Annotated in this window: 33 protein-coding genes and 1 riboswitch; of the genes, 8 read left to right on the forward strand and 25 right to left on the reverse strand. The window is 37.9% G+C overall.

All coding sequences use genetic code 11. The annotated features are described in order from the left end of the window. The first annotated feature begins 542 nt into the window (after window positions 1-542). A complete protein-coding gene (locus tag AC2YJL_RS14235) occupies window positions 543-995 on the forward strand; it encodes a hypothetical protein (protein ID WP_013056728.1) in 453 nt (150 codons plus the stop codon). A 2-nt stretch (window positions 996-997) separates the two neighbouring features. Here the strand turns inward: AC2YJL_RS14235 and AC2YJL_RS14240 are convergent, their stop codons facing one another. Both AC2YJL_RS14240 and AC2YJL_RS14245 read right to left on the reverse strand, forming a co-directional pair. After that, complete coding sequence (locus tag AC2YJL_RS14240) at window positions 998-1,510, reverse strand: glycosyl-4,4'-diaponeurosporenoate acyltransferase CrtO family protein (protein WP_251567949.1); 513 nt, start codon at window positions 1,508-1,510, stop codon at window positions 998-1,000. Further along, on the reverse strand, window positions 1,453-2,556 hold the full coding sequence (locus AC2YJL_RS14245) for a glycosyltransferase family 2 protein (RefSeq protein WP_251567948.1): 1,104 nt from the start codon (window positions 2,554-2,556) through the stop codon (window positions 1,453-1,455). Before AC2YJL_RS14245 ends, AC2YJL_RS14240 begins: the two co-directional genes overlap by 58 nt. Window positions 2,557-2,692: 136 nt before the next feature. Here AC2YJL_RS14245 and AC2YJL_RS14250 point away from each other — a divergent pair, with 136 nt between their 5' ends. Then, the gene (locus AC2YJL_RS14250; RefSeq protein WP_195694336.1) at window positions 2,693-4,204 is read left to right on the forward strand and encodes a phytoene desaturase family protein; all 1,512 of its coding nucleotides are present in this window, start codon (window positions 2,693-2,695) and stop codon (window positions 4,202-4,204) included. 31 nt (window positions 4,205-4,235) lie between these two features. On the opposite strand, the gene AC2YJL_RS14255 is transcribed toward AC2YJL_RS14250, so the two are convergent. Further along, the gene (locus tag AC2YJL_RS14255; protein ID WP_195694338.1) at window positions 4,236-4,988 is read right to left on the reverse strand and encodes an SDR family NAD(P)-dependent oxidoreductase; all 753 of its coding nucleotides are present in this window, start codon (window positions 4,986-4,988) and stop codon (window positions 4,236-4,238) included. Between the two features lie 220 nt (window positions 4,989-5,208). On the opposite strand from AC2YJL_RS14255, the gene AC2YJL_RS14260 reads away from it, so the two are divergent. Beyond that, on the forward strand, window positions 5,209-6,582 hold the full coding sequence (locus AC2YJL_RS14260; protein WP_251567946.1) for an MATE family efflux transporter: 1,374 nt from the start codon (window positions 5,209-5,211) through the stop codon (window positions 6,580-6,582). Between the two features lie 86 nt (window positions 6,583-6,668). Here AC2YJL_RS14260 and AC2YJL_RS14265 read toward each other — a convergent pair whose 3' ends face one another. Both AC2YJL_RS14265 and AC2YJL_RS14270 read right to left on the reverse strand, forming a co-directional pair. Further along, the gene (locus AC2YJL_RS14265; protein WP_025752053.1) at window positions 6,669-6,947 is read right to left on the reverse strand and encodes an AbrB/MazE/SpoVT family DNA-binding domain-containing protein; all 279 of its coding nucleotides are present in this window, start codon (window positions 6,945-6,947) and stop codon (window positions 6,669-6,671) included. A 374-nt stretch (window positions 6,948-7,321) separates the two neighbouring features. Next, entirely contained in the window at window positions 7,322-7,702 is a 381-nt protein-coding gene (locus tag AC2YJL_RS14270) for a replication termination protein (RefSeq protein WP_013056721.1), read from the reverse strand. 230 nt (window positions 7,703-7,932) lie between these two features. On the opposite strand from AC2YJL_RS14270, the gene AC2YJL_RS14275 reads away from it, so the two are divergent. Further along, window positions 7,933-8,367: an Hsp20/alpha crystallin family protein gene (locus AC2YJL_RS14275; protein WP_251567944.1), complete on the forward strand. Its 435-nt coding sequence runs from the start codon at window positions 7,933-7,935 to the stop codon at window positions 8,365-8,367. 41 nt (window positions 8,368-8,408) lie between these two features. On the opposite strand, the gene AC2YJL_RS14280 is transcribed toward AC2YJL_RS14275, so the two are convergent. Further along, window positions 8,409-9,170 (reverse strand): anti-sigma factor, encoded by a 762-nt coding sequence (locus tag AC2YJL_RS14280; protein ID WP_195694343.1) that lies wholly within the window; start codon window positions 9,168-9,170, stop codon window positions 8,409-8,411. Beyond that, a complete protein-coding gene (locus tag AC2YJL_RS14285; RefSeq protein WP_251567941.1) occupies window positions 9,167-9,733 on the reverse strand; it encodes an RNA polymerase sigma factor in 567 nt (188 codons plus the stop codon). Before AC2YJL_RS14285 ends, AC2YJL_RS14280 begins: the two co-directional genes overlap by 4 nt. Before the next feature lie 149 nt (window positions 9,734-9,882). Between AC2YJL_RS14285 and AC2YJL_RS14290 the strand changes: the two genes are divergently transcribed. Further along, the gene (locus AC2YJL_RS14290; RefSeq protein WP_251567938.1) at window positions 9,883-10,281 is read left to right on the forward strand and encodes a thiol-disulfide oxidoreductase DCC family protein; all 399 of its coding nucleotides are present in this window, start codon (window positions 9,883-9,885) and stop codon (window positions 10,279-10,281) included. Between the two features lie 158 nt (window positions 10,282-10,439). On the opposite strand, the gene proC is transcribed toward AC2YJL_RS14290, so the two are convergent. From proC to AC2YJL_RS14310, 4 genes are read right to left on the reverse strand one after another with little or no spacing between them, the layout of a single operon-like run. Next, complete coding sequence (proC, locus tag AC2YJL_RS14295) at window positions 10,440-11,243, reverse strand: pyrroline-5-carboxylate reductase (RefSeq protein WP_251567936.1); 804 nt, start codon at window positions 11,241-11,243, stop codon at window positions 10,440-10,442. A gap of 3 nt (window positions 11,244-11,246) precedes the next feature. Then, a complete protein-coding gene (gene bshB2, locus AC2YJL_RS14300; protein ID WP_013056715.1) occupies window positions 11,247-11,909 on the reverse strand; it encodes a bacillithiol biosynthesis deacetylase BshB2 in 663 nt (220 codons plus the stop codon). 23 nt (window positions 11,910-11,932) lie between these two features. Then, window positions 11,933-12,280 (reverse strand): YojF family protein, encoded by a 348-nt coding sequence (locus AC2YJL_RS14305; protein ID WP_013056714.1) that lies wholly within the window; start codon window positions 12,278-12,280, stop codon window positions 11,933-11,935. A gap of 46 nt (window positions 12,281-12,326) precedes the next feature. Then, window positions 12,327-13,214 carry a 5'-3' exonuclease gene (locus AC2YJL_RS14310; RefSeq protein ID WP_251567934.1) on the reverse strand — a complete coding sequence of 296 codons (888 nt, stop codon included), beginning with the start codon at window positions 13,212-13,214 and terminating at the stop codon, window positions 12,327-12,329. Window positions 13,215-13,457: 243 nt separating this feature from the next. Between AC2YJL_RS14310 and AC2YJL_RS14315 the strand changes: the two genes are divergently transcribed. Next, entirely contained in the window at window positions 13,458-13,769 is a 312-nt protein-coding gene (locus tag AC2YJL_RS14315) for a hypothetical protein (protein ID WP_016763842.1), read from the forward strand. 50 nt (window positions 13,770-13,819) lie between these two features. Here AC2YJL_RS14315 and AC2YJL_RS14320 read toward each other — a convergent pair whose 3' ends face one another. Next, complete coding sequence (locus AC2YJL_RS14320) at window positions 13,820-14,620, reverse strand: GIY-YIG nuclease family protein (RefSeq protein ID WP_251567932.1); 801 nt, start codon at window positions 14,618-14,620, stop codon at window positions 13,820-13,822. Beyond that, a complete protein-coding gene (gene panE / locus AC2YJL_RS14325; RefSeq protein WP_251567928.1) occupies window positions 14,620-15,549 on the reverse strand; it encodes a 2-dehydropantoate 2-reductase in 930 nt (309 codons plus the stop codon). Before panE ends, AC2YJL_RS14320 begins: the two co-directional genes overlap by 1 nt. Before the next feature lie 254 nt (window positions 15,550-15,803). Here panE and AC2YJL_RS14330 point away from each other — a divergent pair, with 254 nt between their 5' ends. After that, window positions 15,804-16,724 (forward strand): CobW family GTP-binding protein, encoded by a 921-nt coding sequence (locus tag AC2YJL_RS14330; RefSeq protein WP_195694352.1) that lies wholly within the window; start codon window positions 15,804-15,806, stop codon window positions 16,722-16,724. A 33-nt stretch (window positions 16,725-16,757) separates the two neighbouring features. Here the strand turns inward: AC2YJL_RS14330 and AC2YJL_RS14335 are convergent, their stop codons facing one another. Further along, on the reverse strand, window positions 16,758-16,916 hold the full coding sequence (locus AC2YJL_RS14335; protein ID WP_165592300.1) for a hypothetical protein: 159 nt from the start codon (window positions 16,914-16,916) through the stop codon (window positions 16,758-16,760). A 297-nt stretch (window positions 16,917-17,213) separates the two neighbouring features. Between AC2YJL_RS14335 and AC2YJL_RS14340 the strand changes: the two genes are divergently transcribed. Continuing rightward, window positions 17,214-17,540, forward strand: coding sequence for a MerR family transcriptional regulator (locus tag AC2YJL_RS14340; protein ID WP_013082852.1), 327 nt, complete (start codon window positions 17,214-17,216; stop codon window positions 17,538-17,540). 91 nt (window positions 17,541-17,631) lie between these two features. Here AC2YJL_RS14340 and rarD read toward each other — a convergent pair whose 3' ends face one another. The 11 genes from rarD to AC2YJL_RS14395 form a co-directional block, all read right to left on the reverse strand. Next, the gene (rarD, locus tag AC2YJL_RS14345; protein WP_230932467.1) at window positions 17,632-18,558 is read right to left on the reverse strand and encodes an EamA family transporter RarD; all 927 of its coding nucleotides are present in this window, start codon (window positions 18,556-18,558) and stop codon (window positions 17,632-17,634) included. A gap of 135 nt (window positions 18,559-18,693) precedes the next feature. Further along, window positions 18,694-19,263, reverse strand: a complete 570-nt coding sequence (locus AC2YJL_RS14350; protein WP_230932466.1) for a cob(I)yrinic acid a,c-diamide adenosyltransferase — start codon at window positions 19,261-19,263, stop codon at window positions 18,694-18,696. Then, complete coding sequence (locus AC2YJL_RS14355) at window positions 19,260-19,685, reverse strand: bifunctional adenosylcobinamide kinase/adenosylcobinamide-phosphate guanylyltransferase (protein ID WP_230932465.1); 426 nt, start codon at window positions 19,683-19,685, stop codon at window positions 19,260-19,262. The genes AC2YJL_RS14350 and AC2YJL_RS14355 overlap by 4 nt, the downstream gene beginning before the upstream one ends. Further along, complete coding sequence (locus AC2YJL_RS14360; protein WP_230932464.1) at window positions 19,637-20,251, reverse strand: histidine phosphatase family protein; 615 nt, start codon at window positions 20,249-20,251, stop codon at window positions 19,637-19,639. Before AC2YJL_RS14360 ends, AC2YJL_RS14355 begins: the two co-directional genes overlap by 49 nt. Continuing rightward, on the reverse strand, window positions 20,209-20,982 hold the full coding sequence (gene cobS, locus AC2YJL_RS14365) for an adenosylcobinamide-GDP ribazoletransferase (protein ID WP_230932463.1): 774 nt from the start codon (window positions 20,980-20,982) through the stop codon (window positions 20,209-20,211). Before cobS ends, AC2YJL_RS14360 begins: the two co-directional genes overlap by 43 nt. Beyond that, a complete protein-coding gene (locus AC2YJL_RS14370; RefSeq protein WP_050690015.1) occupies window positions 20,979-21,539 on the reverse strand; it encodes a bifunctional adenosylcobinamide kinase/adenosylcobinamide-phosphate guanylyltransferase in 561 nt (186 codons plus the stop codon). The genes cobS and AC2YJL_RS14370 overlap by 4 nt, the downstream gene beginning before the upstream one ends. Beyond that, window positions 21,536-22,615 (reverse strand): threonine-phosphate decarboxylase CobD, encoded by a 1,080-nt coding sequence (gene cobD, locus AC2YJL_RS14375; protein WP_230932462.1) that lies wholly within the window; start codon window positions 22,613-22,615, stop codon window positions 21,536-21,538. The genes AC2YJL_RS14370 and cobD overlap by 4 nt, the downstream gene beginning before the upstream one ends. Continuing rightward, window positions 22,590-23,576, reverse strand: coding sequence for an adenosylcobinamide-phosphate synthase CbiB (gene cbiB / locus AC2YJL_RS14380; protein WP_230932461.1), 987 nt, complete (start codon window positions 23,574-23,576; stop codon window positions 22,590-22,592). Before cbiB ends, cobD begins: the two co-directional genes overlap by 26 nt. 4 nt (window positions 23,577-23,580) lie before the next feature. Further along, window positions 23,581-24,297 carry an adenosylcobinamide amidohydrolase gene (locus AC2YJL_RS14385; RefSeq protein WP_487374874.1) on the reverse strand — a complete coding sequence of 239 codons (717 nt, stop codon included), beginning with the start codon at window positions 24,295-24,297 and terminating at the stop codon, window positions 23,581-23,583. Next, window positions 24,278-25,237 (reverse strand): ABC transporter substrate-binding protein, encoded by a 960-nt coding sequence (locus AC2YJL_RS14390; protein ID WP_014460464.1) that lies wholly within the window; start codon window positions 25,235-25,237, stop codon window positions 24,278-24,280. Before AC2YJL_RS14390 ends, AC2YJL_RS14385 begins: the two co-directional genes overlap by 20 nt. A gap of 258 nt (window positions 25,238-25,495) precedes the next feature. Beyond that, window positions 25,496-25,628: riboswitch (cobalamin riboswitch) on the reverse strand. 91 nt (window positions 25,629-25,719) lie between these two features. Next, complete coding sequence (locus AC2YJL_RS14395) at window positions 25,720-26,034, reverse strand: thioredoxin family protein (protein ID WP_013056696.1); 315 nt, start codon at window positions 26,032-26,034, stop codon at window positions 25,720-25,722. Window positions 26,035-26,214: the final 180 nt, after the last annotated feature.

Consider the following 26,214-nt stretch of genomic DNA (forward strand, 5'->3'; position numbering starts at 1 on the left):
AAATTGTCAACACCGTTACGTATAATTTTCACCAAACGTGAGAAAATAACTACTTTCTTATTCCCAGCTCTATCGGCTTTCAAACACAAATGTATTCTGTGCTTTTTTCTTCTCACTATTTAATACGGACAGCTTCTCTTTAAGTTTCACTATTTTATATTTATTTTTTATTTTGTCCACTATACATATAAATTTAACACTTGCCTTAGTTTTCCTTCTACTTTACAAGAGAATGCATAAAAGCACTTGTGAATATTTGTTATATCAATCCCTCTTATTTTCTTTTCTTTCTACAGTAAACCACATATTTTGAGTTATTTCTTTCTTTAAATATGAAAAAAATGTGTCAGTTTGCATCGAAAATTTTTATTTTTTTACCTTTTTGTTTATAATATAAATTATAAATATTATTTGAAATTTCAGATCTCTTTAACGTCTGATCTAGAAAGTGCATTTTTTATATAAAATTGGAATGAGTACGGGCTATGCATGCGTGTATGCCTAGCAGTTTAAACGTCTTACATTTTTATAAAGGAGAAAAAATGAAAGAATGTATTGTTTTCATTACAAATATTATTAATGTATTGCACGACGGATTAATTTATATTTTTTATTTACTAGGATTTTCTCTTTCAGATAAAGAACTTCACTTCTGGATTATCGGTATTATTGGACTGCTCACGTTTTTAAGCGTTTATATGATCTTTAAATTATTGTCAAAGTGGAAATTTAGTATTACAGCTATTTCTTTTATCTATACCCTTACCGTTATGCTTGTCTTAGTTTTTGCCATTGAAATTCAGCAAGGAATTACCACTCGGGGCAATATGGAATTTGATGATGCTATAGCAGGTTTATGGGGGTTTTTAGTCTTTTTTAGTATTTATATCGCCTTTGCTTCTTTTTTTCTTTTATCCAAGAAGTTATTGTCTTCGAATAAGGAGAAAAAAATAAAAACCGAGGCCCCTACTCGGAGCCAAAGGCACGTGAATTAATTTCATTTGAGTTTCAAAACAACTTGATGAATTCGTATTCGATTATATCGTTGAACCAAAATAAACGGGACGTTTGCGACAATCGCATAAATAACCATCCAAACACCTATAGAAGGAGAGTTCCATGTAAAAAAAAGAATAGAAGGAAGTATGCTGATCCAGTGAGTTAACTCTGCTCGATTTGTTTCAATTAAAAAAAGCTGTGCATATTCCTTCGTTCTACTCTCCCATTTCTTTTTATAAAATCCTCGTTTAAATAGCTTTCCTGCATCAGGAAGCCACGTTTTCCATCGGTGTACCCCGAATTTTTTATATATCCCAACTGTTTCCCAGCTTTGAACCTTAAACAGCGCAAGGTCCTTTTTTAAATAAAAGGCAGAAATTTTTGTGCATCTGTAGGCGATGAACATGTGAATCACAAACCATGCCATGATATTAATTAAGAGCTGAACACCTGTCATTTTATCACTTTCTTCTTTTTTTCTTCTTCTATAGATATGCTGCGTTCTTTCCATTTAACTTTCTTTCTCACCGCTGTTTGGATGAAAGACCATACGAATAGACCCAGAAAAAATAGCACATGAATAGGAAATAAGCATAAAGAAAAAAAAGGAAACGAACCTATTTTTCTTAAGCTATTAAATAAGAGACTTACATAGCAAACATAGCTGCTAATTGCCAAGCCTGCATGTTGATTCCATAGAGTAGGTAAAAAAAGGACATAATTAATCATGCTAGTAAGCCACAAACTTATTAGAAATAAATAAATGGCTTCCGTTTTCCCCGCACCTGAAGCAAAACTTTTACTCCACCCTCTTATAAGGCTTTTCATACCATTTGGATACATACGCATGGAAAGAGCTCCCTGTCCACTCATACACGTAATAAATTCACCTTGTTTGTTCATTTTCTCAACCAGCGCCATATTTTCAACCACTTCTTTTTTTACCCCTTCGTGGCCTCCGCTTTGAAAGTAGGAGGCTGCGCTGCAAAGCAAGCACTGCCCGAAACCGACAGAAGGACTTTTCCAATTTTTAAAGGGGTGAAACGCGCCAATCGATGCAAACGTAACATAGTGAAATAAAGCAGAAAACATTTCATAAGGCCTCTTAACAAGGTGATAAGGATGAACCGACAGCACACCCCCTTGCTGTTGGTAATAGAAAAATACTTTTTCAATTCCGTCTTTCTCTACTGTAATATCAGCATCTAAAAACAAAAGCACCGAGCCTTTTGCTTCTCGTGCTCCATTCCAGCATGCCCATGACTTTCCTAGCCATCCAGCTGGAAGTGCGCCCGGGTGCACTACTTTTACGCCAGATGCTTTGGCTACCCTCTCAGTATTATCTGTTGAATTGTCATCTACAACAATCACTTCAAAGTCAGCATTCTCTAACTGGAGTGACTGCAATAAAAAGGTAAGGTTTCTTTCTTCATTTCTAGCTGGAATAATAATGGACAAACATGACATATCGTTTTTTACTATTTTTACACGTTTAAATGTAGGGATAGTGATGACAAGCGTACCTGTCAAGACAAGAGCAACCAGTAAAAAGGACATCCTTTTCTCCTTTCCTTTACGTATGAAAATTAGCGAACTGGACAAAATAAAAAGTTGTAGACCTATTTTTATTTTGCGTGAAGTCATTTTATACACATTGTTGACAACTCGCTTTGGTTTTATAAGGAGGAAAAAGATGAAAAAGAAAGTAATTGTTGTAGGCGCAGGTTTAGGTGGTCTGTCAGCTGCTATTCGTCTGTCAGCTGATGGATATGATGTAACAGTCGTTGAAAAAAGCGAGCGAATTGGCGGTAAGTTAAATATTCGCAGCGGCAAAGGATTTTCTTTCGATACGGGACCTTCTATTTTAACGATGCCGTGGGTGCTAGAGCAGCTATTTGAAAGTGCGGGCCGCAATATCCACGACTACTTAACAATAGAACGAATTGAGCCTCAGTGGAGAACTTTTTTCCAAGATGGAACACAAATTGATTTGACCAGTGACCTTCCTGGCATGCTTCAGCAGCTTCAAGAGCTTGCTCCAGAAGACATTGAAGGTTTTTTTGACTATTTATCTTATGCAAATAAAATGTATGAATCGAACTTAAAAAGTTTTTATAAAAAAAGTTTATCTGGACTGCACGACTTACGAACGATGCACACAGTAAAAGAACTGCTTCAAATGGATCCAATGAGATCTATGGATGCTACTACACGCAAATATTTTTCAAACAAACATTTGCGTCAATTGTTTAATTTTTTAATTATGTACATCGGTTCTTCTCCTTATCATGCACCGGCTGTATTAACACAGCTTGCTCACGTTCAGCTAGGATTAGGTATTTATTACGTAAAAGGCGGAATGTACAAAATCGCTGAAGCGATGGATAAGCTTCTTCAAGAACTTGGCGTCACTGTGCATCTAAATACGCCGGTAAAAGAAATCACAACAAGCGGAGCAAAGGCAACTGGAATTACACTAGAAAATGGCGAGAATCTATCAGCAGATATTGTGGTATCTAATCTAGAAGCAATTCCAACTTACCGCTATTTATTAAAGAATCATGCGCAGGCAGCTAAGCAAACTCAGCAGCTTGCTAAATTCGAGCCTACTGTTTCTGGGCTTGTTCTTTTATTAGGGGTTAACAAACAGTACAAGCAGCTTCAACATCATAATTTCTTCTTCTCAAAGGATCAGAAAGAAGAGTTTGATACAATCTTTAACAAAGGTCAAGTAGCTATGGATCCGACAATTTACATTGGCGTATCGTCTAAATCAGACCCTACGCAAGCTCCTGAAGGAAAAGAAAATCTGTTCGTTCTTACTCATGTACCTCCTTTAAAAGAAGGCGACGACTGGGCTGCATTAAAAGACCGCTACCGGGATGTCGTATTGAAAAAGCTTGAGGCAATGGGATTAGAAGACTTACGTTCAAGCATTGAGTTTGAATATACGTTTACTCCTAACGATATCCAGGAGCTTTACGGTGCTAACGGCGGGTCCATTTATGGCGTAGCGACTGACCGTAAGAAAAATGGAGGTTTTAAAATTCCGGCAAGAAGTCAGCTTCTTTCTAACCTTTATTTTGTAGGCGGCTCTACACACCCTGGAGGCGGGGTGCCAATGGTGACATTATCTGGTCAGCTTACAGCGGACGCAATTAACGAAGATTTTCAGATTCCCCGTATGCAAAAAGATATTGGATAATGAAAAAGTGCAGGAAATTCCTGCACTTTTTTTAAAAGTTCATTTTTGACTGCCCACCGTCTACGTTTAACGTCGCACCCACTATCCATGAAGCTTGAGAAGATGCTAAAAAAGCAACGGCGTTTGCCACTTCTTCCGGCTCTCCAAAGCGCCCTGCTGGTATTTCGTTTTCAACAAACTGCTTAATCTTTTCCGGATTTTCATCCATTCTTTTTTTCCAATTACCCGTTTCATGCAAAATGCTTCCCGGCGCTACTCCATTTACACGAATTCCTTTAGAAATCATTTCATCTGCAAACGACTTTGTAAAGCTGATAAGCGCTGATTTTGCGTTATTGTACGTGACTTTCCCTCCACTTTCTCTCCCGAAAATAGACGTCACATTAACGATTGCCCCATCTTTTGTCATACGAGCTGCTGCTAGCTTGCTCAAGTGGACAGCTGAAAAATAGTTAAGCTCCATCGCTTCTTTGAAAAGGGATAAATCTGTTTCCATTGCCTTGCTTCCATTACTTCCTCCAGCGTTATTAATTAAAATATCGATGCTTCCAAAGTCTTTAATGAATTTCTCGATTAATGCAACTCTGTCTGATTCGTTTGTTAGGTCTGCTGTATATGTACGTACGTTTTCTAATTCTGACTGTGCATCCTGTAGCGCTTCCTCTCCTCTTGCCGCAATTCCAACGTTTGCTCCTTCTTGAATAAACAAGGCAGCAATAGCTTTCCCAATTCCTTTTGACCCGCCGGTAATAAGTACATTTTTATTTTGCAACTGTAAATCCACACGTATCCCTCCACGCTAAATGATAATTACTATACTTTCTATCATAGCTCACTGCATGTCAAAATTAAAATCATATACTGTTTTACCTTTTTACTCCTTTTAAATCGCTGCGTTTTATGGATACGTTCTTTGAATTTATTGTCAGAACTCTTAGCAAAAACAAACCACGGCGTGATATAATGCTTTTTGGTGTAAATGTTTTCAAATTGGGGGTTTTTTAATGCAACAAACGTTTTCAACGTCTCAAAAAGTTAAGCAGTTCGTTTTTATTTTATTTCCGATATTGGTCACCCAGTTTGGAATGTTTTCAATGACTTTTTTTGATACGATGATGTCAGGAAGAGTTAGCGCAGACGACTTGGCAGGGGTAGCAATTGGTTCAAGCTTATGGGTACCTGTTTTTACAGGGCTAAGCGGAATTTTAATGTCTATTACGCCAATTGTTGCACAGCTTGTCGGAGCTAATCAAAAGAAAAAAGTTCCGTTCTCCGTCATTCAAGGGCTTTATGTCTCCATTTTAATGGCCGTTGTGATTATTTTAATCGGCTTTTTTGTTGTTGATCCTATTTTAAAAGGGATGAATTTAGAAGCAAACGTAATGCGCATTGCCAAACAGTATTTAATTGCTTTATCTTTTGGTATTATTCCGCTTTTTATTTATACGGTTTTACGAAACTTTATTGATGCTTTAGGGCAAACTCGTACGTCTATGCTTATCACCATTTTAGGGCTTCCGGTTAATGTAGCTTTGAACTATGTATTAATCTTCGGTAAGCTAGGCTTCCCCCACTTAGGTGGAGTAGGCTCTGGTTATGCAACTGCCGTTACGTATTGGTGCATACTCATTGTATCCATTGTAATTATTCATAAAAAAGAACCTTTTTCTAACTTCGATTTATTAAAAAGATTTCACCGTATCTCTTTTTCTAATTGGAAAGAAATATTAAAAATTGGTTTACCTATCGGTTTTTCGGTCTTTTTTGAAACAAGTATTTTTTCAGCCGTCACGCTGTTTATGAGCTCATACAATACCATTACAATCGCTTCTCACCAAGCAGCTATTAATTTTGCCTCATTTCTCTATATGATTCCGCTGAGTATTTCTATGGCTTTAACAATTGTTGTAGGATTTGAAGCGGGTGCTAAACGGAATCAAGATGCACGAAGCTATAGCAGGATCGGTATAACAATTGCTGTTGGCATGGCTTTTGTTTGCGCATGTCTTTTATTTACTCTTCGAGAATCTGTAGCATCTTTATATACAAAAGATGCAGAGGTACTCGCATTAACTTCTCACTTTTTGATTTATGCAATTTTCTTTCAGCTTTCTGATGCTCTTCAAGCTCCTATTCAAGGCGCTCTGCGAGGATATAAGGATGTAAATGTTACCTTTTTAATGTCCTTGGTATCTTATTGGGTAATTGGTCTACCTTTAGGGATTGTTTTAGCAAAATACACCGATTTGCAGGCGTTTGGCTATTGGGTTGGACTAATTGCGGGGCTCGCTGCAGGAGCAACAGGACTTGCGTATCGTTTGATAAAAATACAAAAAAAGCAGCTGCTAGAGGAGGATAAATCTTCTCGAACGGCTTAAACAAAAAAAGAACGTTCTCAAAAGAACGTTCTTTTTTTGTTTAAAGATGGATCGATATTCTTCCTTATACTAAGGCCTAAAACTTCTTATTTATTTAAGGTACGCTCTAACTCTTGTAAAAGCTGTTCCGCACCTTTTTTACTTAACACAACGTTTCCATTCCCAAAGGTTAAGTTTTCACGCGTAATTTCCCCAGTTACTAAGCAAGCACCATACGGGCTATACTTTTGTAAAATAATAATATCTTCATCAACATATATTTCTACTGGATCACCTGTGTTGATATTTAAAATGCGGCGCAATTCAATAGGAATTACTACGCGACCCAATTCATCTACTTTTCTTACAATTCCTGTAGACTTCATAAAATCCATTCCTTTCATAGTAAACAAATAATATCTTCTCGATACAAATCTAGTCAAATTCGTCAGAGTTGCTAAAACCAAAATGCTTCAATGATGGTCTGATAACGGTTTATAAGTTCTTAAAATATGGCAAATAACGCATTAAATAGATTTATATACACTTTGTATCATATCAATTCGTACACTATTTATGAATAGTGCATAATCTTTAAAATCGAATTCATCCATATATGTTAAAAGTGTGTATTTTATCCATAATATAACTATATATCCATCTTTTACACTACTTTGTACCCATTTTATAACTTTTATTCCGACATAAGACGACAAAATCAGCTATAGAAAAAACGTGTCTTTTCTAACTAAAGACACGTTCATTTGGACCCGAAGTTGTCACGAATAGCTTTTTGAATCATAGCTTCACACCGCTCCAGCTCTACTTTTAATTGTTTTTTATATAGTTTAGCTTTCTCTTCTCCCTCATTTGTAAATGTATAATAAACCACTTCTTGAAGCTTCATTCCTTCTTTTTTACGCTTCACCTGTTTGAGGACACCGTCTTCAATCAAGTCATGAAGGGCTTTGTATACTTCAGAATGATTAGGTTTGAACCCAAAAGGTCGAAATTCATCTCTCAACACATCTAATAACCGAAGGCCATACAGACGCTCTTGTTCTGTCATCGTAATCATATATAATTTTAAGAAAGCACGTTGTTTTAATAGAAAACCACTGGATGTACGCTTTTCTCTCATCTCAACTTCCTCCTTCACATACTTGCTTTCATTCAGGAAAATAGAAAGCTCTATACGTAATTATACTTTTTTTATTCTACATAATCCTTCTTTTTCACTCAAAATCTCTTTTTTTTTCTCACATTTTTTCACTTATTTACGCGTTTTTCTCATTCTTTGTAAGCAGGCATTGAATTTTCTTTTTTTCATATATATAGAAGGAATTTACGTGAATATAAGGAGGGGTTCCTTTGAGTAAAAAATATGAAGAGATTGATTGGGGTTCGATTCAGCATAAGGTAGAAGATATGCTTGGAAATCACTTTTGGAGCGATTTAAATCACATCTTACCAAAGCGATTTCCAAACGTCGACTTATATGAAACCGATAAAGAAGGCATTATCGTCGTTGAGGTTCCTGGACTGCATTCAACTAACGACATTCAAATCAAGTTGGACGCAAATATATTAACAGTTGAAGGGAACATTCCTTATGCTTATGAAGCATCTAAACAAAAGTTAAAGCTCAACGAACGCCATACAGGCGTATTTTCTCGCACGGTCAAACTTCCTTTTCACTACACAGACGAACCAGTTCGCGCTAAGTACAAAAATGGATTATTGGAAATTCGACTGAATAAGATAGAAAATGACCAAACCATTGCCATACAATTTGAAGATGATTAACTGCACGTAACAAAACCCTTCTGTTAGCAGAAGGGTTTTTGTTAGAGCGCTGAACTTAACACAATGTTTCCTTTTGGCGTCTTGTTATTCGCATTCGGTTCTAAAGTAATGGCCATAACATCCCACTTTTCAGTCTGTTCTTTTTGACTCATCGTATAGACCACTGTCCCGTTTCCATTTTTATCTGTTACAAAAGCACCTGCCGGATGAGGCTTATCACCTTTTATGAGCCACACCTGATAAACTTCATTTCCCTTTACGTTTTTCAAGTTATTCGCTTGAATGACCACATTTAAATTTCCACCTTTTTTCGTAAGAGATGCTGTTGCTTCACCAGAAACGTTCGGCTCCGCCTGCAGCTTCATTGTTTTTTCAGATGTAAGAGGTTCGTTTTGAGGAGCAACCGAAACATTTGGTTCTTGTTTGCCTTTGTCTCCATCTTTCAACAGAAAGTAGCTGTTTCCTGCAAGGGATAAAAGAAGTGCCGCAGCTAATCCAATAATGATGGATTTTTTATTTGATTTCTTAGACGCAGCATGTTGTTTTTCACTTTTTAAAGCGATTGGTTCTCTCTTTGTCTCATCTTGATCTTCTTCAAATACGTTCGCAAGTATTCGCTGTTTCATTTCTGGCGGAGGAGATTGTGCTGGTGTCAAATACGTTAGATCTCCAAGAACTTCCTCCAGCTCTCTTAGTTCTTCTTGACAGCTTTGACAGTTTTTTAAGTGCATTTCAAACTCTTTTTTCTCATGGGAAGTCAACTGATCATTATAGTAATCAATTAGTTTATTGCACATACTCATGAATCAGCTCTCCCTTCTGCATCAGTACCTAAATATGTTTTTAATTTCCGCAACGCTAATCGCACCCTACCCTTTACTGTTCCTAATGGGATTTGCTGCTCTTCTGCTACTTTTTGCTGCGTTAATCCCTTAAAATAAACGGATTGAATAATCTTTTTTTGGTCTTCAGACAATTTTGATACAGCGTGCCGTACTCTCTGCTGTTCTTCTTTCCACTGAAGCTGCTCGTCAATCTGAGGATGATCATCTTCAATAAAATCAAAAATTTCTTCTGAGAACATAGGATCGTTTTTTCTTTTTCTTACAATATCAATCGCGGTGTTTCTTGTAATCGTAAACAGCCATGATGAAAACTTCCCTTTTTCATCGCTGTAAACTCCCTTTCCTCTCCACAGCTTAATAAACACTTCTTGAACAGCTTCTTCAGCAATATCAGAGCTATTTGTTAACCGGTATATAAACGAATAAAGAATTCGCTCATACTTGTCATACAGCAGTTCAAGGGCTTTTTTGTCTCGTTCTTTTATTCTATTGTATAAGACAACGTCGTTTTGCTCTTTCATACCCTTCTCCTTTAACTCTTATGAGTCCTTATTGTATAATCGAATTACCTTTGAATTTGGATCACTTTCACATCTTTTAAACGTACCTTTATTTTTCAAAAATGACAAGTAATTATACTTTTTTTATGGAATAGGAGCGAAATCGTCCAATGAAACATTTAATTCTTTTTGATGGTATATGTAATTTATGTAATAGCAGTGTTCAATATATTATTAAACATGATGAACAAGCTTTGTTTTCTTTCGCTTCTCTTCAATCAGATTTCGGAAAGCAGCAGCTAGCCTCTCACGGTTTACTTCCTGAGCAATTAGACAGCATTGTATATATTCATGGAAACCAAAGATATATAAAATCAACGGCTGCTTTAAAAATCGCCAAGCGCTTAGATGGACCCGTTAAATTTTTATATGCTTTCATTATCATTCCTGCACCTATTCGAGATATAGTATACAACTGGATCGCTCGCAACCGATATAAGTGGTTTGGTAAACAGCAGCACTGCATGCTCCCAACTTCTGATATGAAAAAGCGGTTTGTTGATGACTAAAAAAATTTGGGACATAGAGAAAAAACAGCTCCAAAGAGGAATATATGTATGTTAAGGAAGTCTATTCATTAAAAAATCCGAACTGATTCAACATTCTAATGAAAGAATGCTGAACTATAGTTCGGATTTTTCAGCTAACATATGGTTGTACGAGTTTTTTAATTTCCACCCATTGCTTTTTTATTCGTTGCTTCAATTGCCTGTTTCATTATTAAAGAGAAGTCCTGTTCTTTCATCACTTTTAACCCTTCGGCAGTAGCGCCGCCTGGAGTTGTTACTCGCTCTCTTAAAGACGCAGGATCTTTGGTTTCATGCAGCATTTGTACAGAGCCATACATCATTTGAATAACTAAATCTTTGGCTGTTTTTTCATCTACACCGTAAGCAGTAGTTGCATCAATTAACGATTCTGCAAAATAATATAAAAACGCAGGTGCACTGCCAGTTACAGCCGTTAACTCATGTACTTCTTTCTCTGAACACTCATGCGCTTCACCAATTCCTTTTAAAATCATGTGAAGCACTTCTTTATGCTCTTTTGTGGCAAAAGTTCCAAGTGTATACAGTGACATCGATTGTCCAATCATAGCAGCTGTATTTGGCATAATCCAAGCGACAGGCGTATCTTGCGGAAGGTGATTTTCTAAGTAACTCGGACCAATTCCTGCCGCTAACGTTACGACAAATTGTTGATTTAAATGAGTTGAAAGTTCCTTGAGCACGGAAGGATGGGCCTCAGGAGGCATCGCTAAAATAATAACATCCGAATTGTCAACTTCTTGGCGCCAATTTTGCGTCGTTTGTACGCCGTACGTTTTTTCAACACGCTGTAACCGCTCAATATCTCCGTTGTTTGACATCACCACTGCCTCAATACTGTCAGCGCTGCTCGTAACCAAACCAGCTGCTACAGCTTCAGCCATTCGTCCTGCTCCAATAAATAAAATTCGCTGTTTTTTCATCTGTTACTCCCAGTTATATGTCCAGAATTCTTCTCTAGTTAATAAACGTTCCATTTGCGGATAGTCAGATAAGCGGTCGAAGTCAATTGCGTTCATCATTCCTTCTGTTTGAGAACGATGGGCTTTTAACGCTTCAATTTTTTTATCTTTCATCGCTGTTACATCAAAAATAACATCTGGTTCTCCAATATGTTCAATACGATCTTTTGAAAACGCATGACACCAAACCACCGGACGCTTTTCTTTTGGCATACGTTTTACTGCTTGAATGGTAGCTGCTCCTGTAGCATTATGATCAGGGTGTACCGCAAAGCCAGGGTAATGCGTTAAAATGTGAGTCGGCTTTACATCGTTAATGATTTCTTCAATTTTATCTGCAAAAACATCAATATCAAGAAATTCCAGCGTTTTATCACGAAGCCCTAGCATACGCAAGTCTTGAATATCTAAAACGTTCGCTAAATCCAAAAGTTCTTTTTTTCGGATTTGAGGTAAAGTTTCACGGTTAGCAAACAGCGGTCTACCCATATTTCGTCCCATTTCACCTAGCGTAACACAGGCATATGTAACGGGCGTTCCTTTTTGTCTCGCTTGCGTGATCATTCCTGCTGCTCCATATGCTTCATCGTCAGGATGCGGAAATACAATTAATAATCTTTCTTCCATGTTCTATTCTCCTCTCTTTTCTGTTATGAAAACGGATGTTCACTTAATTGAAGGGCAACTGCTAAACGACCTTCAAAGTCATGCCCAGCTAGAAGAAGTCGGCCTTCTTCATCAATTTCCCAATCTGTTAATCCCTCTGCATAAATCCATCCTAAGTCAATTTGAAGACCTACACGATAAGGACCTTCTCCAGTTATCTTTCCGTTTGAAATAGTGACTTTACCATTGCGAATAAAAGCCCCAACTGTCATTACTTTTTCATTTACGTGTGAAGCATATGCACCGTTTGTCGTTTCAAGGTGTACATATACGTCTTTATTTAAAAATGTTTGTATTTTTTTTTGGACTGTTTCTTTATGAATTGGTTGCACGCTTGTTACTCCTTTCTCATGTTCATAAATTGTATTGTACTAAAAATCATGAGCGAATCCTAATGTTTAGTTCTAGACTTTGAATTTCTTTATTCCATCGTTCATAATCATACATAAATGTTAATTCTTCCCAAGTAAACATGCTGATTTCTTGAATGTCTATAATAATCTCAGCAAGTTCACGACTAAGCATACCTAGTTCTTTTCCTTCGACCAGCTTTTTTTTGTACCGATTAAAAGCTGGATCTAATTGTTCAATTTGTGCATAAATTTCATGGATAGAGCCATATTGTTGAATAAGAGGCAGTGCGGCTTTTTCTCCTACACCAGGAACGCCCGGAATATTGTCAGATTTGTCACCAAGCAATGCTTTTACGTCCACCCATTGACGAGGATGAATATTGTATTCTTCTTGAAAGTGCTTAAAGCCATAAACAAGATCTCCCACCTGCTTTTTAGCAATAATTTGTGAAATATGTTGATCTAGGAGCTGAAGCAAGTCTCGGTCGTTGCTGTAAATATATCCTGGGCTTTGCTTTTCTTTGCTCCACTTATTTGCCAGTGCGCCGATTAAATCATCTGCTTCATAAGAAGACAATGACATTTGATAAATCCCGACGGTGTCAAAAAACTGCTTTAACGTTTCGTACTGCTGAATCAGCGGCTCAGGCAGCTCTGCTCTTGTTTGCTTATATAGGGCGTATGTATCTTTACGTTTTGTATCCTCGCGCTTAACATCCCAAGCGACGAAAATATGGGTTGGCTCATATTGGTGAATCAATGCATGCATTTTTTGAATCGTTACTCTCAGGGCATTCGTAAATTGACCCTTACTGTTTCTTGTCAACGCTGCTTCATCTCTGCCATAAGAAGTAGCAAAATAACAGCGGCTTAATAAATTAAATCCATCAATTACTAATAGTGTTTCGTTCACATAGTCACGTCCTTTGAAAACTTTGCTCCTTTAGCTTTTAGAGCAAACATACTATAGCACTTGTTCTTTGCACGCGTCAATGAAGGGCACAAAGCTCAAAACACGCCCATTTTTTTCTCTCAATGTAAATGTAGTATAAAGATGTTAAATTGTTGTTATGATTTATTCGTTTGACTTTTAGAACTTTTGACTATCCTATAAAATGAGGATGAAAGATCAATCCTACAAATGAAGGTGAAAAAAGTGAATAAAAACACGATGATTAAAACATTAAAAGTTATATCTGTTGTGTCGCTTCTCGCTTTGTTATTTATCATTGCTTATGATCGTTCCATGTCTACATCCATGATTATTTTGTTCAGTTCGCTCATTTTCTTTGTATTTGTACTTAGCGACTTTTTTTTCGATCGCAAGCCATGGGGATTAAAAGGCCTTCAATTATATATATCACTGATGTTATTCATCATTGCCATTTTTGAAATGCATCAAGTTGTCAGTTCACTTTGCGTTATTTCCATTATGGCTCTACCAAAAGTTATTGACGAATTAGCTTAAGTGTGAATGATAAATGATAAAATCCATGATCACAATGATCATGGATTTTATCACGTTTTGAGTAATTTTTCAGAGATACGAAGAGCTTCTTCAATGCCAAATTTACGCACTAAACTGATGGCTTCCTTTATTTCTCGTTTTTTCAAATCATGGATCGGATTTAAATTTAACAACACTTGAATAACAACTAAATCCCGCATCGTAAACATTATATTCTTTTTCATATCTCGCTGAAATGTATACTGCTCTTTTAAGAGCCGGTCACTTATTGCTAACACTTTCGACTCCGGAAGATGTAGCTGCGCTCCTGCTTCTTGACAAGACCACAATTTTTTCACTCGATCTTCAGCATTCATATTTGCCACTCGTGCATATGTAATATCGCTGTTTTCTTGACGAATCTCTATCTCTTTTAACGTTGGCTTTAGCACCGTTTTTCGCTTGGAGGCTTTTTTCTTATCAACTCCTGTATCCTTGAGGCTTCTGCCGTGAACGGTGTAAATGTCGTATTCATTTTCTCTTTTTACATCTTGTTTATTGTATTTTGGAAAATAACCATTTACAAGCATCGTTCTCAGCATATCCAATTCTTTTTTTAATCCATGAACTTCAATATATCCAACAGCATAAATCTCTTTGTGAAATTTTTTTGTGTTGCTAACGCCTTTTCCTGCAACGTGAGCTCTTACTCTTTCTAATAGAGAGCCCGTCGTTGTTCCGATATACAAAAGCCTGCCGGGTTTATCAAAGAAAAAATAAATGCCGGGAGCGGAAGGCAATTGTCCTATTTCTGCTGTACTTAGCAGCTTCTGCAGTACCTGCATGACTGCTAAATCAATTTTCACTGTCATTATTTTTGATAACCTTTTAACATTTCTTCATACACTTTTAGATGCGTATACACAGTTTGAAGAAGAGGTACGTGTATAGACGATTTTTCAGCTAATGTCAGCAAATATCCTTGAAGGTGGTCTCCTTCAATTTGAGAACTTTTTTCCATATCACGCTGCATCGATGACTTCATGTCATACGTCATTTTGTCCATCGTATTCATATGCTGTTCAATAATCCCTTCAGCTAATGGGGCATCGTATGCCATCATAATATTTTCAACTTCTTTAAAAAGCTCTTGTACGAATTGACGCCCTCCTTTTGCCGCTAGCACTGGGCCAACAGGTGCGCGCATAAGAGTAGTCATGCCTGACATAACCGTAATAAATAAATACTTATGCCACATATCCTGTTCAATATATGAACTTTTTACAAACGAAGCTTTTGTACCACCGAACGCTTGCTCAATCAGTTGTAATCTTTCTGTTTCCTTCTGCTTAAATTCACCAAATACAAGTCTGTGAGCAGGACTCGTCTGGACGACATCTCCATCTTTGTTTAACGTTGTCTCAATAAAGCACAGTCCCCCAATGACTTTTTCTTCCCCAAAAGCTTCTTGTAAAGGACCCACGTGAGCCATACCGTTTAACAAAGGTACGACAACTGTCTGATTCCCTATAAAAGGACGCACATCCTCAATTGCTTGTTTAAGATGATAAGCCTTAGTTGTGAACAAAATAACATCATAAGGCTCTTTCATCTCAGATTTTGTAATAGCTTGTACAGGTGAAGTGAAGTCACCGTGTATGCTCTTGATAACAAGTCCATTTTGTTCCAGCTCTTTTTTTCTGCGATCTCTGACAAGGAAAGTCACATCCTCTCCTTTTTCCACAAGCCTGCCTCCAAAGTAACCTCCAACGCCGCCTGCGCCTAAAACTAATATTCGCATAACTTTTGCTCCCCTTTTTCTTTTTCTTTTATTGTAGCACAGCTAGTTTGAAATTTTATAATATTCTTATTTCATTGTGTATTTTGAGTTTTTTACAAAAGATAGCCATAGCGCTTTTAAAGTTGTTATAATGAATACAAAAAAGCATAAAAATTTACTCTTAGATATTTATCCCCTCTTGGATATACTATTTACCAATCGGTAATCGGAAAAGTTTCGATTTAAACAATGTTATTTACATAGGAGAGACTGAAATGAAAACAGAAATCTACATTTTATCTGGATTTTTAGGCAGTGGAAAAACAACGTTACTTAAACAGCTGCTTCAGCAAGAAAAAGATCGTAATCGCAACATTGCTGTTGTGATGAATGAGCTTGGCCAAGTTTCGATTGACTCAAATGAAGTAGAAAAAGACACGCCGTTAAAAGAATTGCTAAACGGCTGCGTGTGCTGTACTATTCAAGGTCAATTTGAAACTCAGCTTCATTCACTTCTACAGGAGAACACATTGGATGCTATCTATATAGAAACAACCGGAGTTGCACATCCCATTGAAGTGTTGGATGCCTGTATGTCTCCTCTTTTTGCGCATCAAGTCACGATTAAAAGTATTATCACCACACTCGATGCAACAAGGTGGGAAGAACGTGGGTCCTTAAGCATTCAACTTCAAAAACTTCTTCAAGAACAAGTAAAACATGGGGATGTAATTTTATTAAATAAAACGGACATGCTGTCTGAGTCAGAAAAGTCTTCCCTGCTTTTTGAGATTCAATCCATTAACCCAAGTGCAAGGACGTTATTAACGGCATTTTCCCGCGTGAAGCTTGATGTGATTCAAAAAGCTCAGCTGTCTCAAAAACAGCCGCACCATAAGGCTCATGTTGAAGATCATCTTCATTTGAAAACATTTGTATATGAGTTTACAAAAAAAGTGGATCTTGAATTATTTGAAAATTGGCTGCGCCAAATGCCAGATACCATCTATCGTATTAAAGGCTATATGCGCTTTACTCATTCGAACGATACGTATTCGTTTCAATATTCATACGGCATGCCTCTATATATGAAAGAAATGATGAAGCTGCCCACCACTCTTGTCTTTATAGGGGAAAACCTCAATCATGCTAAGATGAAACAAGAATTATTTACTCTTGAACAGCAATCTCATTAAAAAATCCCGCTCTAGGCGGGATTTTTTTATTACTTATAAACAGGCATTTTGTACTCTGCGCAAAATTTCATATGCATGATTTCCGGCTAACTCTGTCAATTCTTCAAATTTTTCATCTCTTTTCAAATCAAGTTCAATAATTTCTTTTGCCAGCTCAATAATCTCTTCTTTTTTCAATTGTTGCACAGCCATTTAAAACGCCCTTCCCTTTTAGAATTTATGTATATTCTCACATTTATTTTCTATTCATCATTTTGAAAGCAAGTGATTAACCACAAGGCTTTATCCTGTATGGTTAACCACTTGGGATCGAGTTAATCATTAGTTTATAGGACTCTTTTCCCTATTTCATTATTTATGTCACTTTTTCTCACATAGTAATTCAAAAATATAACATATATATGTTAGAATGTATTACATGTTATAATTTTTTGTATTTTTTTCCTTTATAATAATAACATACTACTACGTACTCAGGGGTGAGGGAGATTGTCTACGAATGAAGCGTCATATCGAGATAAAAAAGTCATGTCTATTGGGATTGTAAAAGAATTAACCGGTTTATCAGAAAGGCAAATTCGCTACTACGAGAAAAGAAGCCTGCTCTTTCCGGACCGAACCAATACGGGTATCCGGAAATATTCGTTTTCAGACGTCGAACGATTAATGGATATTGCCGATCGCATAGAAGAAGGAGTTCAAACAAGTGAAATACGCACAGAACTGGCCAAAAAAGATGAAGCGAGAAAAATGAAAGAAGTAAAAAACCAAATGCTTCAAGGTCAGTTGAACGCTCATTTCAAGCGGAAGCTATAAAGTATACATACGGTGACTTTCCCGTCTCCGTTTTTATTTCTTTACGGCAGACAAAAAAGCGCATATCTAAAGATATCCGCTTTTTTGTCCGTTAAGCTGAGCGCCCTTTAAAGAATTTCGGCTGATGAGAACTCATGAACTTAGTTTTAGATAAAATGAACATAACCGATCCGCCCCAAATGAACAAAAAGGCAATCATCTCTACGCTAGAAAACGGTTCATGATACACGAATACCCCTAATAAAAGCGTCATGGTAGGAGCAATGTACTGTAAAAAACCGACCATCGATAGCGGAATAAGCGGCGCTCCTTTAGCAAAATACAGTAGTGGCATAGCTGTAGCGACACCGCCGCCAATTAAAAGAGCGCTCAGATCAAGCGACTGAAGAGAAAAACTTGAAGATCCTTTCACTAAAAGAAAAATAAAATAAATAACCGCAATAGGTGCAACCATCATCGTTTCAATCGTTAATCCTACTTTTGCTTCTAATTGAATCGTCTTTTTTACAAGACCGTACAAACCAAAGCTAAACGCTAAGCTTAATGATACCCATGGGATATGCCCGTATGTAACTGTCATAACGATAACACCTATAGCAGCCAATCCAACAGAAGCACCCTGCCAAAAATTAAGCTTCTCTTTTAAAACGACTATACCAAGCAAAATACTAACGAGCGGGTTGATGTAGTAACCTAAACTTGTTTCAATAATATGATTATGGTTAACCGCCCAAATGTAAACGAACCAGTTGATGCTGATCAGCACTGAAGCCACAAATAAAATGACCGCTTGTTTCGTATTACGAAATAATAAACCAAGCATCTTCTTTAAAGCACTCATTTGCTTTGTCACAAGCAAAAGTAAAAGCATAAAAACAAATGACCATATGACACGGTGAGCGAGTATTTCATTCGCATTCACTTCGCCAAGAAGCTTCCAGTAAAGCGGAAAAAGCCCCCACATAACGTAAGCGCTGGCTGTATAAACAATACCTGCTCGTTTAGAATCTTGATTCATTTCTCAACCTCTTTTCTTTATCTCTCTGTCTCTTATCATTATAGATGCATTTACCTCTTTTTTATAGCTTTATTTTGCCTATCGAAATAGCTCATAAAAAAAACGATCGCTTTTAGCTCGACCGTTTTTTATACCTTATTTTTTAGGCTGTTTAAATACTTTAGCACTGCGAATATACTCTACATCCTGTACATTTTCTCGCGCGTTAGCGATTCGAGCCGCAGCAAAAAAATAATCGGATAAACGATTTAAATACTGAAGCACCGCCACATTAATTTTATGCTCACGCTGCACGCCAACAACAAGCCGTTCTGCGCGGCGTGTAATCGTCCGGCAAATATGAAGCGTTGTTGCTGCAGGTGTGCCTCCAGGTAAAATAAAACGCTCAATGGCCGGCGCTTCTGACATATAGACATCAATGCGTTTTTCAAGTACTGATATCATGTCGTTTGTTACTTTGTACGGATGATCATCTTTTGCAAATGCTAAATCACTTCCACAGTCAAAAAGCTCATGTTGAATCGTAATTAGCTCTTCTTTTACATCTTTTAATGCTGCTTCATCCAGCTGATAAATTGCTTGACCTACAAAGCCATTTAGCTCATCAATCGTACCGTATGCTTCCACTCGAATATCGTCTTTATTTACTCGTCCTCCAATTAAGCTTGTCTGCCCTTTGTCCCCTGTTTTTGTGTAAATGTTCATTGTATTTCCTCCTTCAATCGATTAGCAATTCCGTACCAAATGTGATCTACTTTCCGGGCATGCGCTGCTAAATACTGATACGCATACCCGCACTCATCTCTCCACTGCCGCTCTGTTGGATCTAAAGGAACAATCCCTCTGCCGACTTCAGTTCCAATCACTATCAACTGTTCCCATACACCGCTGTCTCTCCACTTCTGTATCAACTTTTCAACAACAAGGTGCGGAGACTCCAGCTCGCTATGTATTAATTCCTTAACATAGTGCTCAAATCCTTCTAGCACTATGTAACTTTCTTCGAACTCAAGCGCTGGTAAAACAGGGTCTTCATACAAACAATGCCATTTTACCGACTCACTGGCATAATGCTGCTTCACCCATTTTCTTTTGCCGGTAAATGCACCGCCGAATACGAAATGCATGCTCTTCTCTCCTTTGCCTGTTTGTATGTACACGCTACTGAAAAACCTTCTCCATAAGAAAAAGAAACATCCCAAAGCGACGCTGTCTGTTTAAAATGGGATGCAAGTAAACGCAGTGGTCCGCCGTGCGAAACAATAGCAATGTGACGCAAATGCCGACTGGCCGCCAAATCGACCGCTTCTTCCCACGCTCCCCAAACTCGGTTTGAAAAGCTTGAGAAGCTTTCACCCTTCGGAGGCGTATGTTCTGTCCAGTGATCAATCCAATTTCTATACGCCCGTATGTTTTTTAAATCTTCATACGTCTTCTCTTCCCAATCTCCAAAATGCAGCTCACGCCAATTTTTACTTTTAACCACCTGAGATTTTGGAAAAACAACTGCACTTGTTTCTAGCGCTCTTTTTAAGTCACTGGAAATAACGAGCTGAGGTTCTAGAAAAAGCTCTTTTAATTCATTTTTCCCTTCTGTACTTAAAGACGGATCACTCCACCCTATATATTTTTTCTGTTGATTTTCAAGCGTCATGCCGTGACGAATACATGTGATAACCAAAGAATTATCCATAAAAACGTTTCTCCTCCTTCAATGGTTGCCCCTATAACATCTCCTGTTACGCCCCCAAACTGCGAACGATAAAACCGTATCCACAGCCATAAAAAACCGGCAAAGAAAAGAATAATGAATTTATTGTCCATAAAAACAGCGAAAATAGCAACTAAGAATAGGCTCATGACGATAAATACATAAATAGACCGTTTGGTGACTCCTTTTTGAAAATAAGCAGCCAGACCCGTATCTTTAGCGGGCTTATCTCTCATCAACAAAAAGGCTGCTCCAATTCTTGGAAGGGTAAAGACAACTAAGCATGCCCAAATTGATAAAGAAGAAAGAGACGCTAATTCATAGATCGCACTAAAACGCAGCAGCAGAAGAACCATAAGAGAAAGAATAGCAAAAGACCCAACGTGCGGATCACTTAAAATCTGCAGTTTTTTTTCCTTTGACTGATGAGAAAAATACGCATCGCTTACGTCCATCCAGCCGTCTAAATGAAGACCACCCGTTAAGATAAGCGGTAAAAGCAAAACTAAAATACTATCAACAATCGTAGTGATAGGTGAAGATTGAAGCAGCTGTAAAAAGCTATAAAGCATCAAGCCTAGTAACATACCAATCCACGGCAGCACAAAAAGTGAGCGTGCCGTTCTTTTTTCAGTCCATTGAACCGTTTTAGCCAGCGGTAAAATCGTAAAAAACTGGAGAGAAATTCGTAGTATGGCTATCCATTCTTTCATATATCTACACATTCCTTTCCTTTTTTAAAACGATAAATTCCCGCTTCTACACAAATAGCCACATCTGCTTTTTCTACAATATACTGATGTAATTTCCCTAACATCTTCATATAGCTATATGTGGGCTCCTCTAATACGCCCGCTTCAAACAGTTCATTAGATACTAGCACAACCGTCTGAGACTGCGCAAACAGCTTATCGAGCGCTTTGATCATATGACGAAAAACCTCTTGTTTGCCCTCTTTTGTTTGCCACCTTTTTTCTGTTAAAAAAAGCTCATTGGCAAGCCAGTTCGTGACACAATCCAAAAGTATAGCATCATCACTTTGAAGATTTGGCAGAATTTGTTGTAAATCTACAGACTGTTCGATCGTTACCCAAGGCGTGTTCGCTGCTTGGCGTTCTGTTTGATGAAGCTGGATACGTTTTTGCATTTCCTTATCTGTTTGCCTGCTTGTGGCAATATAAACAGCGCGCTTTGTACAAAAAGTTTGAACCATATTCTCCGCTGCACGTGATTTTCCACTTCGAACGCCTCCGCTAATAAAGATGATCATATTTCATCAAGTCCTTGTTTGATTACGTTAAGTAAATAGTCATTTTCTTCTTTCGTTTTCACAGCCAAACGGATATAGCGTCCATTTAAAAATGGGAAGTTTTCAGTATGCCGGGCTACCACACCGTGGCTTGCTAAATAGCCAAGCCATTCACGCGTTTTAATAGAAGACGGAACGCTGCAAAGATAATAGTTTGTTTGAGAAGGAGAAACCAAAAGCCCCCATTCCTCTAGTTGACTCAAGATTCGTTTTCGTTCTTGTTTAATATAATGTACGGTGTTTTTCACAAAATCTTTTTCATCTACACATATCATCCCTACTTGCTGCGACAATCCATTTACACTCCAAGGAGGCTGTTTTTTAGACATCTCGCTAATGATTTTTTCATTTGCCAAAATATAGCCAAGGCGAAGCCCGGCAATATTAAACATCTTCGTCATAGAACGCACAATAATGATATGTTCATAATCCAGAATAAGAGAATCAAATGAAGGCTGATGTTCGACAAAATCAACAAATGCCTCATCAATCATTAAGTATGTACCATGATGAGCAGCAGCTTTTACTACTTTCATCCATTCCTCATGACTATACATAACGCCTGTTGGGTTGTTTGGATGACAAATCCAAAGTACTTTTATATCCGGAAGGATGCTCATAATTAACTCTATATCCCAGCTCCAGCCGTTTTCTTCAGCTAAAGGAATGTACGTCACTTCACATCCATAAGCTTTACTTGCCTGTTCATATTCAACGAAAGTCGGCTGTACAATCCCTGCTTTCTCTCCTGAAAATAACGAAGCAATAAGGAAAAACGCTTCAGCGGCGCCATTTGTAGGCAGCACTTGAGCAGCTGAAACATCATGATGAGCTGCTAGTTTATTTTTCAGCTCTGTTACTTGAGGGTCAGGATAGCTAAACGCAGCATCCTTGAATTCGTTCCACTTTTCGTGAAGCACAGGGGGAGCCCCTAAAGGATTTGTGTTCACACTAAAGTCTTTTATGTGTGACAAATTCTCGGTCCCTATTGCTTTTAAAAAGACAGTAGGATTAGCTCCATGTGTAGGTAATAGCACTAATAACTCCTCCTAACAAAAGATATAATAACCACGTAGCATAGACCGTCCTTTTCATAATGAAAACAGCTTGTTCAATATGACCGGCTTGCAGAGGAATGAACGGTTCGCCCATTTTTGCACGATTAGATTCTATGCCTTTGTATGTATTAAGTCCGCCGAGTTGAATACCTAAAAGAGCAGCTACTGCACTTTCCCCGTATCCGCTATTTGGACTTGGATGCTTCTTAGCATCACGTTTAATCAAACTCGTTACATGCCCAAGAGAATACTGGCTTTTTGCTACATTAACAGCCGTCATCACCACTGCAGTTAACCGACTTGGAATATAGTTTAATACGTCATCGGTTTTTGCACTAAAGTAGCCGAACAGAAAGTAGCGGTCATTTTTGTACCCAACCATCGAATCACATGTGTTAATAGCCCGGTAAAAAAACGCTAGGGCTCCTCCTCCTATAAATGCATAAAAAAGCGGAGCTGTAATACCATCACTTGTATTTTCAGCCACGGTCTCTACCGTGGCTCTGGCAATTTCTCCTTCTGACAAACGATCTGTATCTCGTCCCACAATCATGCTTACTTCATATCTAGCTTTCTCCATATCTCCTAGCTGAAGCGGCTTTTGTACCTTATAAGCAGCTTCGCTTAAAGAACGAGTGGATATAGTAGTCGCAATCATTACGCCCTCTACTAAAACACCTGCTATAAAATGAACTTCGTATAAAGCATGAAGGAACAAAAAGGGAACAACTCCTGCGAGCACAGCCATACTTATCACAAGAAGCAATCCTTTGAATCGTTTTCCTGCACCTTTATTTAATCTGGAATCCATCCAATAAATCCATTTGCCAAACCAGCGAACGGGATGCGGCCAATTTTCAGGGTCGCCTATAATTCGGTCAATTAGTAAAGCAATCGTCATGGCCGTCATGTGTGCAATTATCGCTTGTGTAATACTCACTTCTTCACCTCTTTCCCTTAAGTCCCTGCTCTAAGCTTATTTTCACCAGCTTGGCTACCGCTTGCCCTAAAGCGGTCATAGAGCCTGCATATTCATATAATGGTCCTTGCTGAGACGCTGCAACTGAGATGCTGTCCGTAGATGTTCCCGTAGCAATCGTCTTTGTAGCCGGATCTATGACACCCAGCTGTGACAGCGTTTTTGTTTTAGCTTCTGTGGCCGCAACAAAAAGCTGTAAAAACGCTGCATCCGTAAGCGTACCTTCCACGAAAAAAAACATATTAATTGTACCGGGAGAGGAATAGAACGGGACAGCTTCGTCAGCTATAATATCTACTGCGTTTCCTACTCCAGCCGTTATCACGGAAGCTACTCTTACTCCGTAGCCTTCATAACAGTAAACCGCTCTTTCTTTTAACCAAACGGCTGTCATCAACCCTACGATTTGCTCATGGCGCACATTTTCTTTCATCAAATATTGCTCATACTCCAAAGAAGGAGTATCTGAATAATAGTCTTTGTGAACAAATCGATTGTAAAAGGTGTCCGTTTCCGTAATGCCTGTTCCTAAAACCCCTGAGCTGTATGTTTTATAAGAAGTCTCGGTTTTCATGATTAAAAGCTCAGGCCGTTCTTCAATTTTAAGATGTGAAAAGGGACCAATCCCCTTTTCAATTCGAACTGGAATATGGTCCCTCTTCTTATTTATTGTACACCTCAGGGTATACTGCTTTTGCTAAGTCCTCTAAGCCATCTACAATACGAGGTCCTAAGCGGTTGATTTTGTTTTGATCAACCTTCTCGATGTTACCCTCTTTTACAGCAGTCATGCTGCTCCAAGCGGGACGCTTCATAATCTCATTTTTGTCTGCATCATACGTTGCGATAATAACGTCAGGGTTTAACTTAACAACTTGCTCTTCAGAAAACTTAACCCAACCCTTTTCACTAGCCGCTACGTTATCAGCACCGATCATAGTAAGCATTTCGTTCATGAACGTACCTTTTCCTGTTGTATAAATCTCAGGAGCTCCTGATACCTCTATCCATACTTTTTTACGATCTTCTTTTGAAATCGTTTTTGCTTTTTTCTCAATTGAAGCTACTTTTTCTTTCATGTCTTTAATTGTTTGATTAGCTTCTTTTGTTTTACCCGTTAATTTACCGATTTGGGTAATAGAATCATAAACCGTATCAAACGTTGTTGAATCTTTTACAACAAATACCGGAATCCCCGCACTTTCAATTTGTTTAAATACTTCATCCGAAACGCCCATACTTGAAGCGTGTGCCAGCACTAAATCAGGATTTAAAGCAATAACTTTTTCTGCATTAACGTTCATATCTCCTACCTGCGCTTTTTTCTTTACGCTTTTAGGATAATCATCGTTGCTTGTGACACCTACTAATTCTTTTTCAAGGCCAAGGGCATATACAATCTCCGTATTACTTGGCATTAGTGAAACAATTTTCTTAGGCTGTTTTTTCAACGTAATTTCTTTATCACGCGCGTCTTTTACCTTCACAGGAAATGCAGCTTGTGACGTTTGTGCTGTATCTTGCTTCGTTTTTTTATCACTGTTGCTTTGGCTGCCTGCACCGCATGCAGCAAGTACGATGACTAACAGTGCAATAATGGAATACGAAAGCCATTTTTTCATCTAAATACTCCCCCTATATATTGTTCATTGTGAATACGAAACCTCCACGTTAAAGAAAAAGCAAATGATCATGCAAAAAGCAGCGCTATCCCGTTTTTCCGCTTTGACTATGTATACTGCTCGCAGGCAGCTTCAAAATAAAAAAGCTTTACTTTCAATTGAAAGCAAAGCAGGTAACGTCAAGATAAGCAGGAAAAGAATCCGTTCACTATACTTGATATGTATGTTCATTACCCTGCTTCACCCTTCCTCGAAGGTTTCACAGTTAACAATAAGGCAGGTCTCCTGACTTACGCACAAAGCGCTTACAGTGGCGGGACCGCGCTGGCTTTTCACCAGACTTCCCTTTTCACTCAATCTTTAAATTGAGACCTTATTGCTTTACGATTATTCACTTGTCCTAGTATACCCCACTCATGGAAAAATGGAAATAGCCATTCTCACAAAAAAAAGCTGCAAGAATGCTCTCGCAGCTTAGGGAATTAAAGAGTTGCTAAAAATTCACGGACCGCTTCAGGCGTTTTAGCATTTGCACTGTGCAAGTGTGCAATTTTTTCACCGTTTTTATATACAAGAAGAGAAGGAATACCCATTACATTGTTTTCAGCAGAAAGTTCTTCAAACTCATCCTTGTCAATTTTAAACCATGCTTTATCTGTATTTTCGTCAACGATTTCATCAATGAACATATCCAAACGTTTGCAATCAGGACACCACGTTGTCGTAAAAATCCCAACGCTTAGTGTTTCGTTCTTAATTTGTTCGCGAAATTGTTTTTCTTCCGTAAATTGTTTCATTGTGTTACCTCCAGCATCTATTCGTTCCTTCTCCCTATTCTATGGTAAGAAGTCTGACTTCATTATAAACGATTTTTTTATCGTTGTGCTAATGTTTCAGCTTATTTAGACCATAACGGTTTTAGACGTAAAAAAATGCTAGCTTAAAAAAGCTAACATTTCGAAATCACAGAATGTTGT

This window comes from Priestia sp. SRI_019, assembly GCF_057586255.1.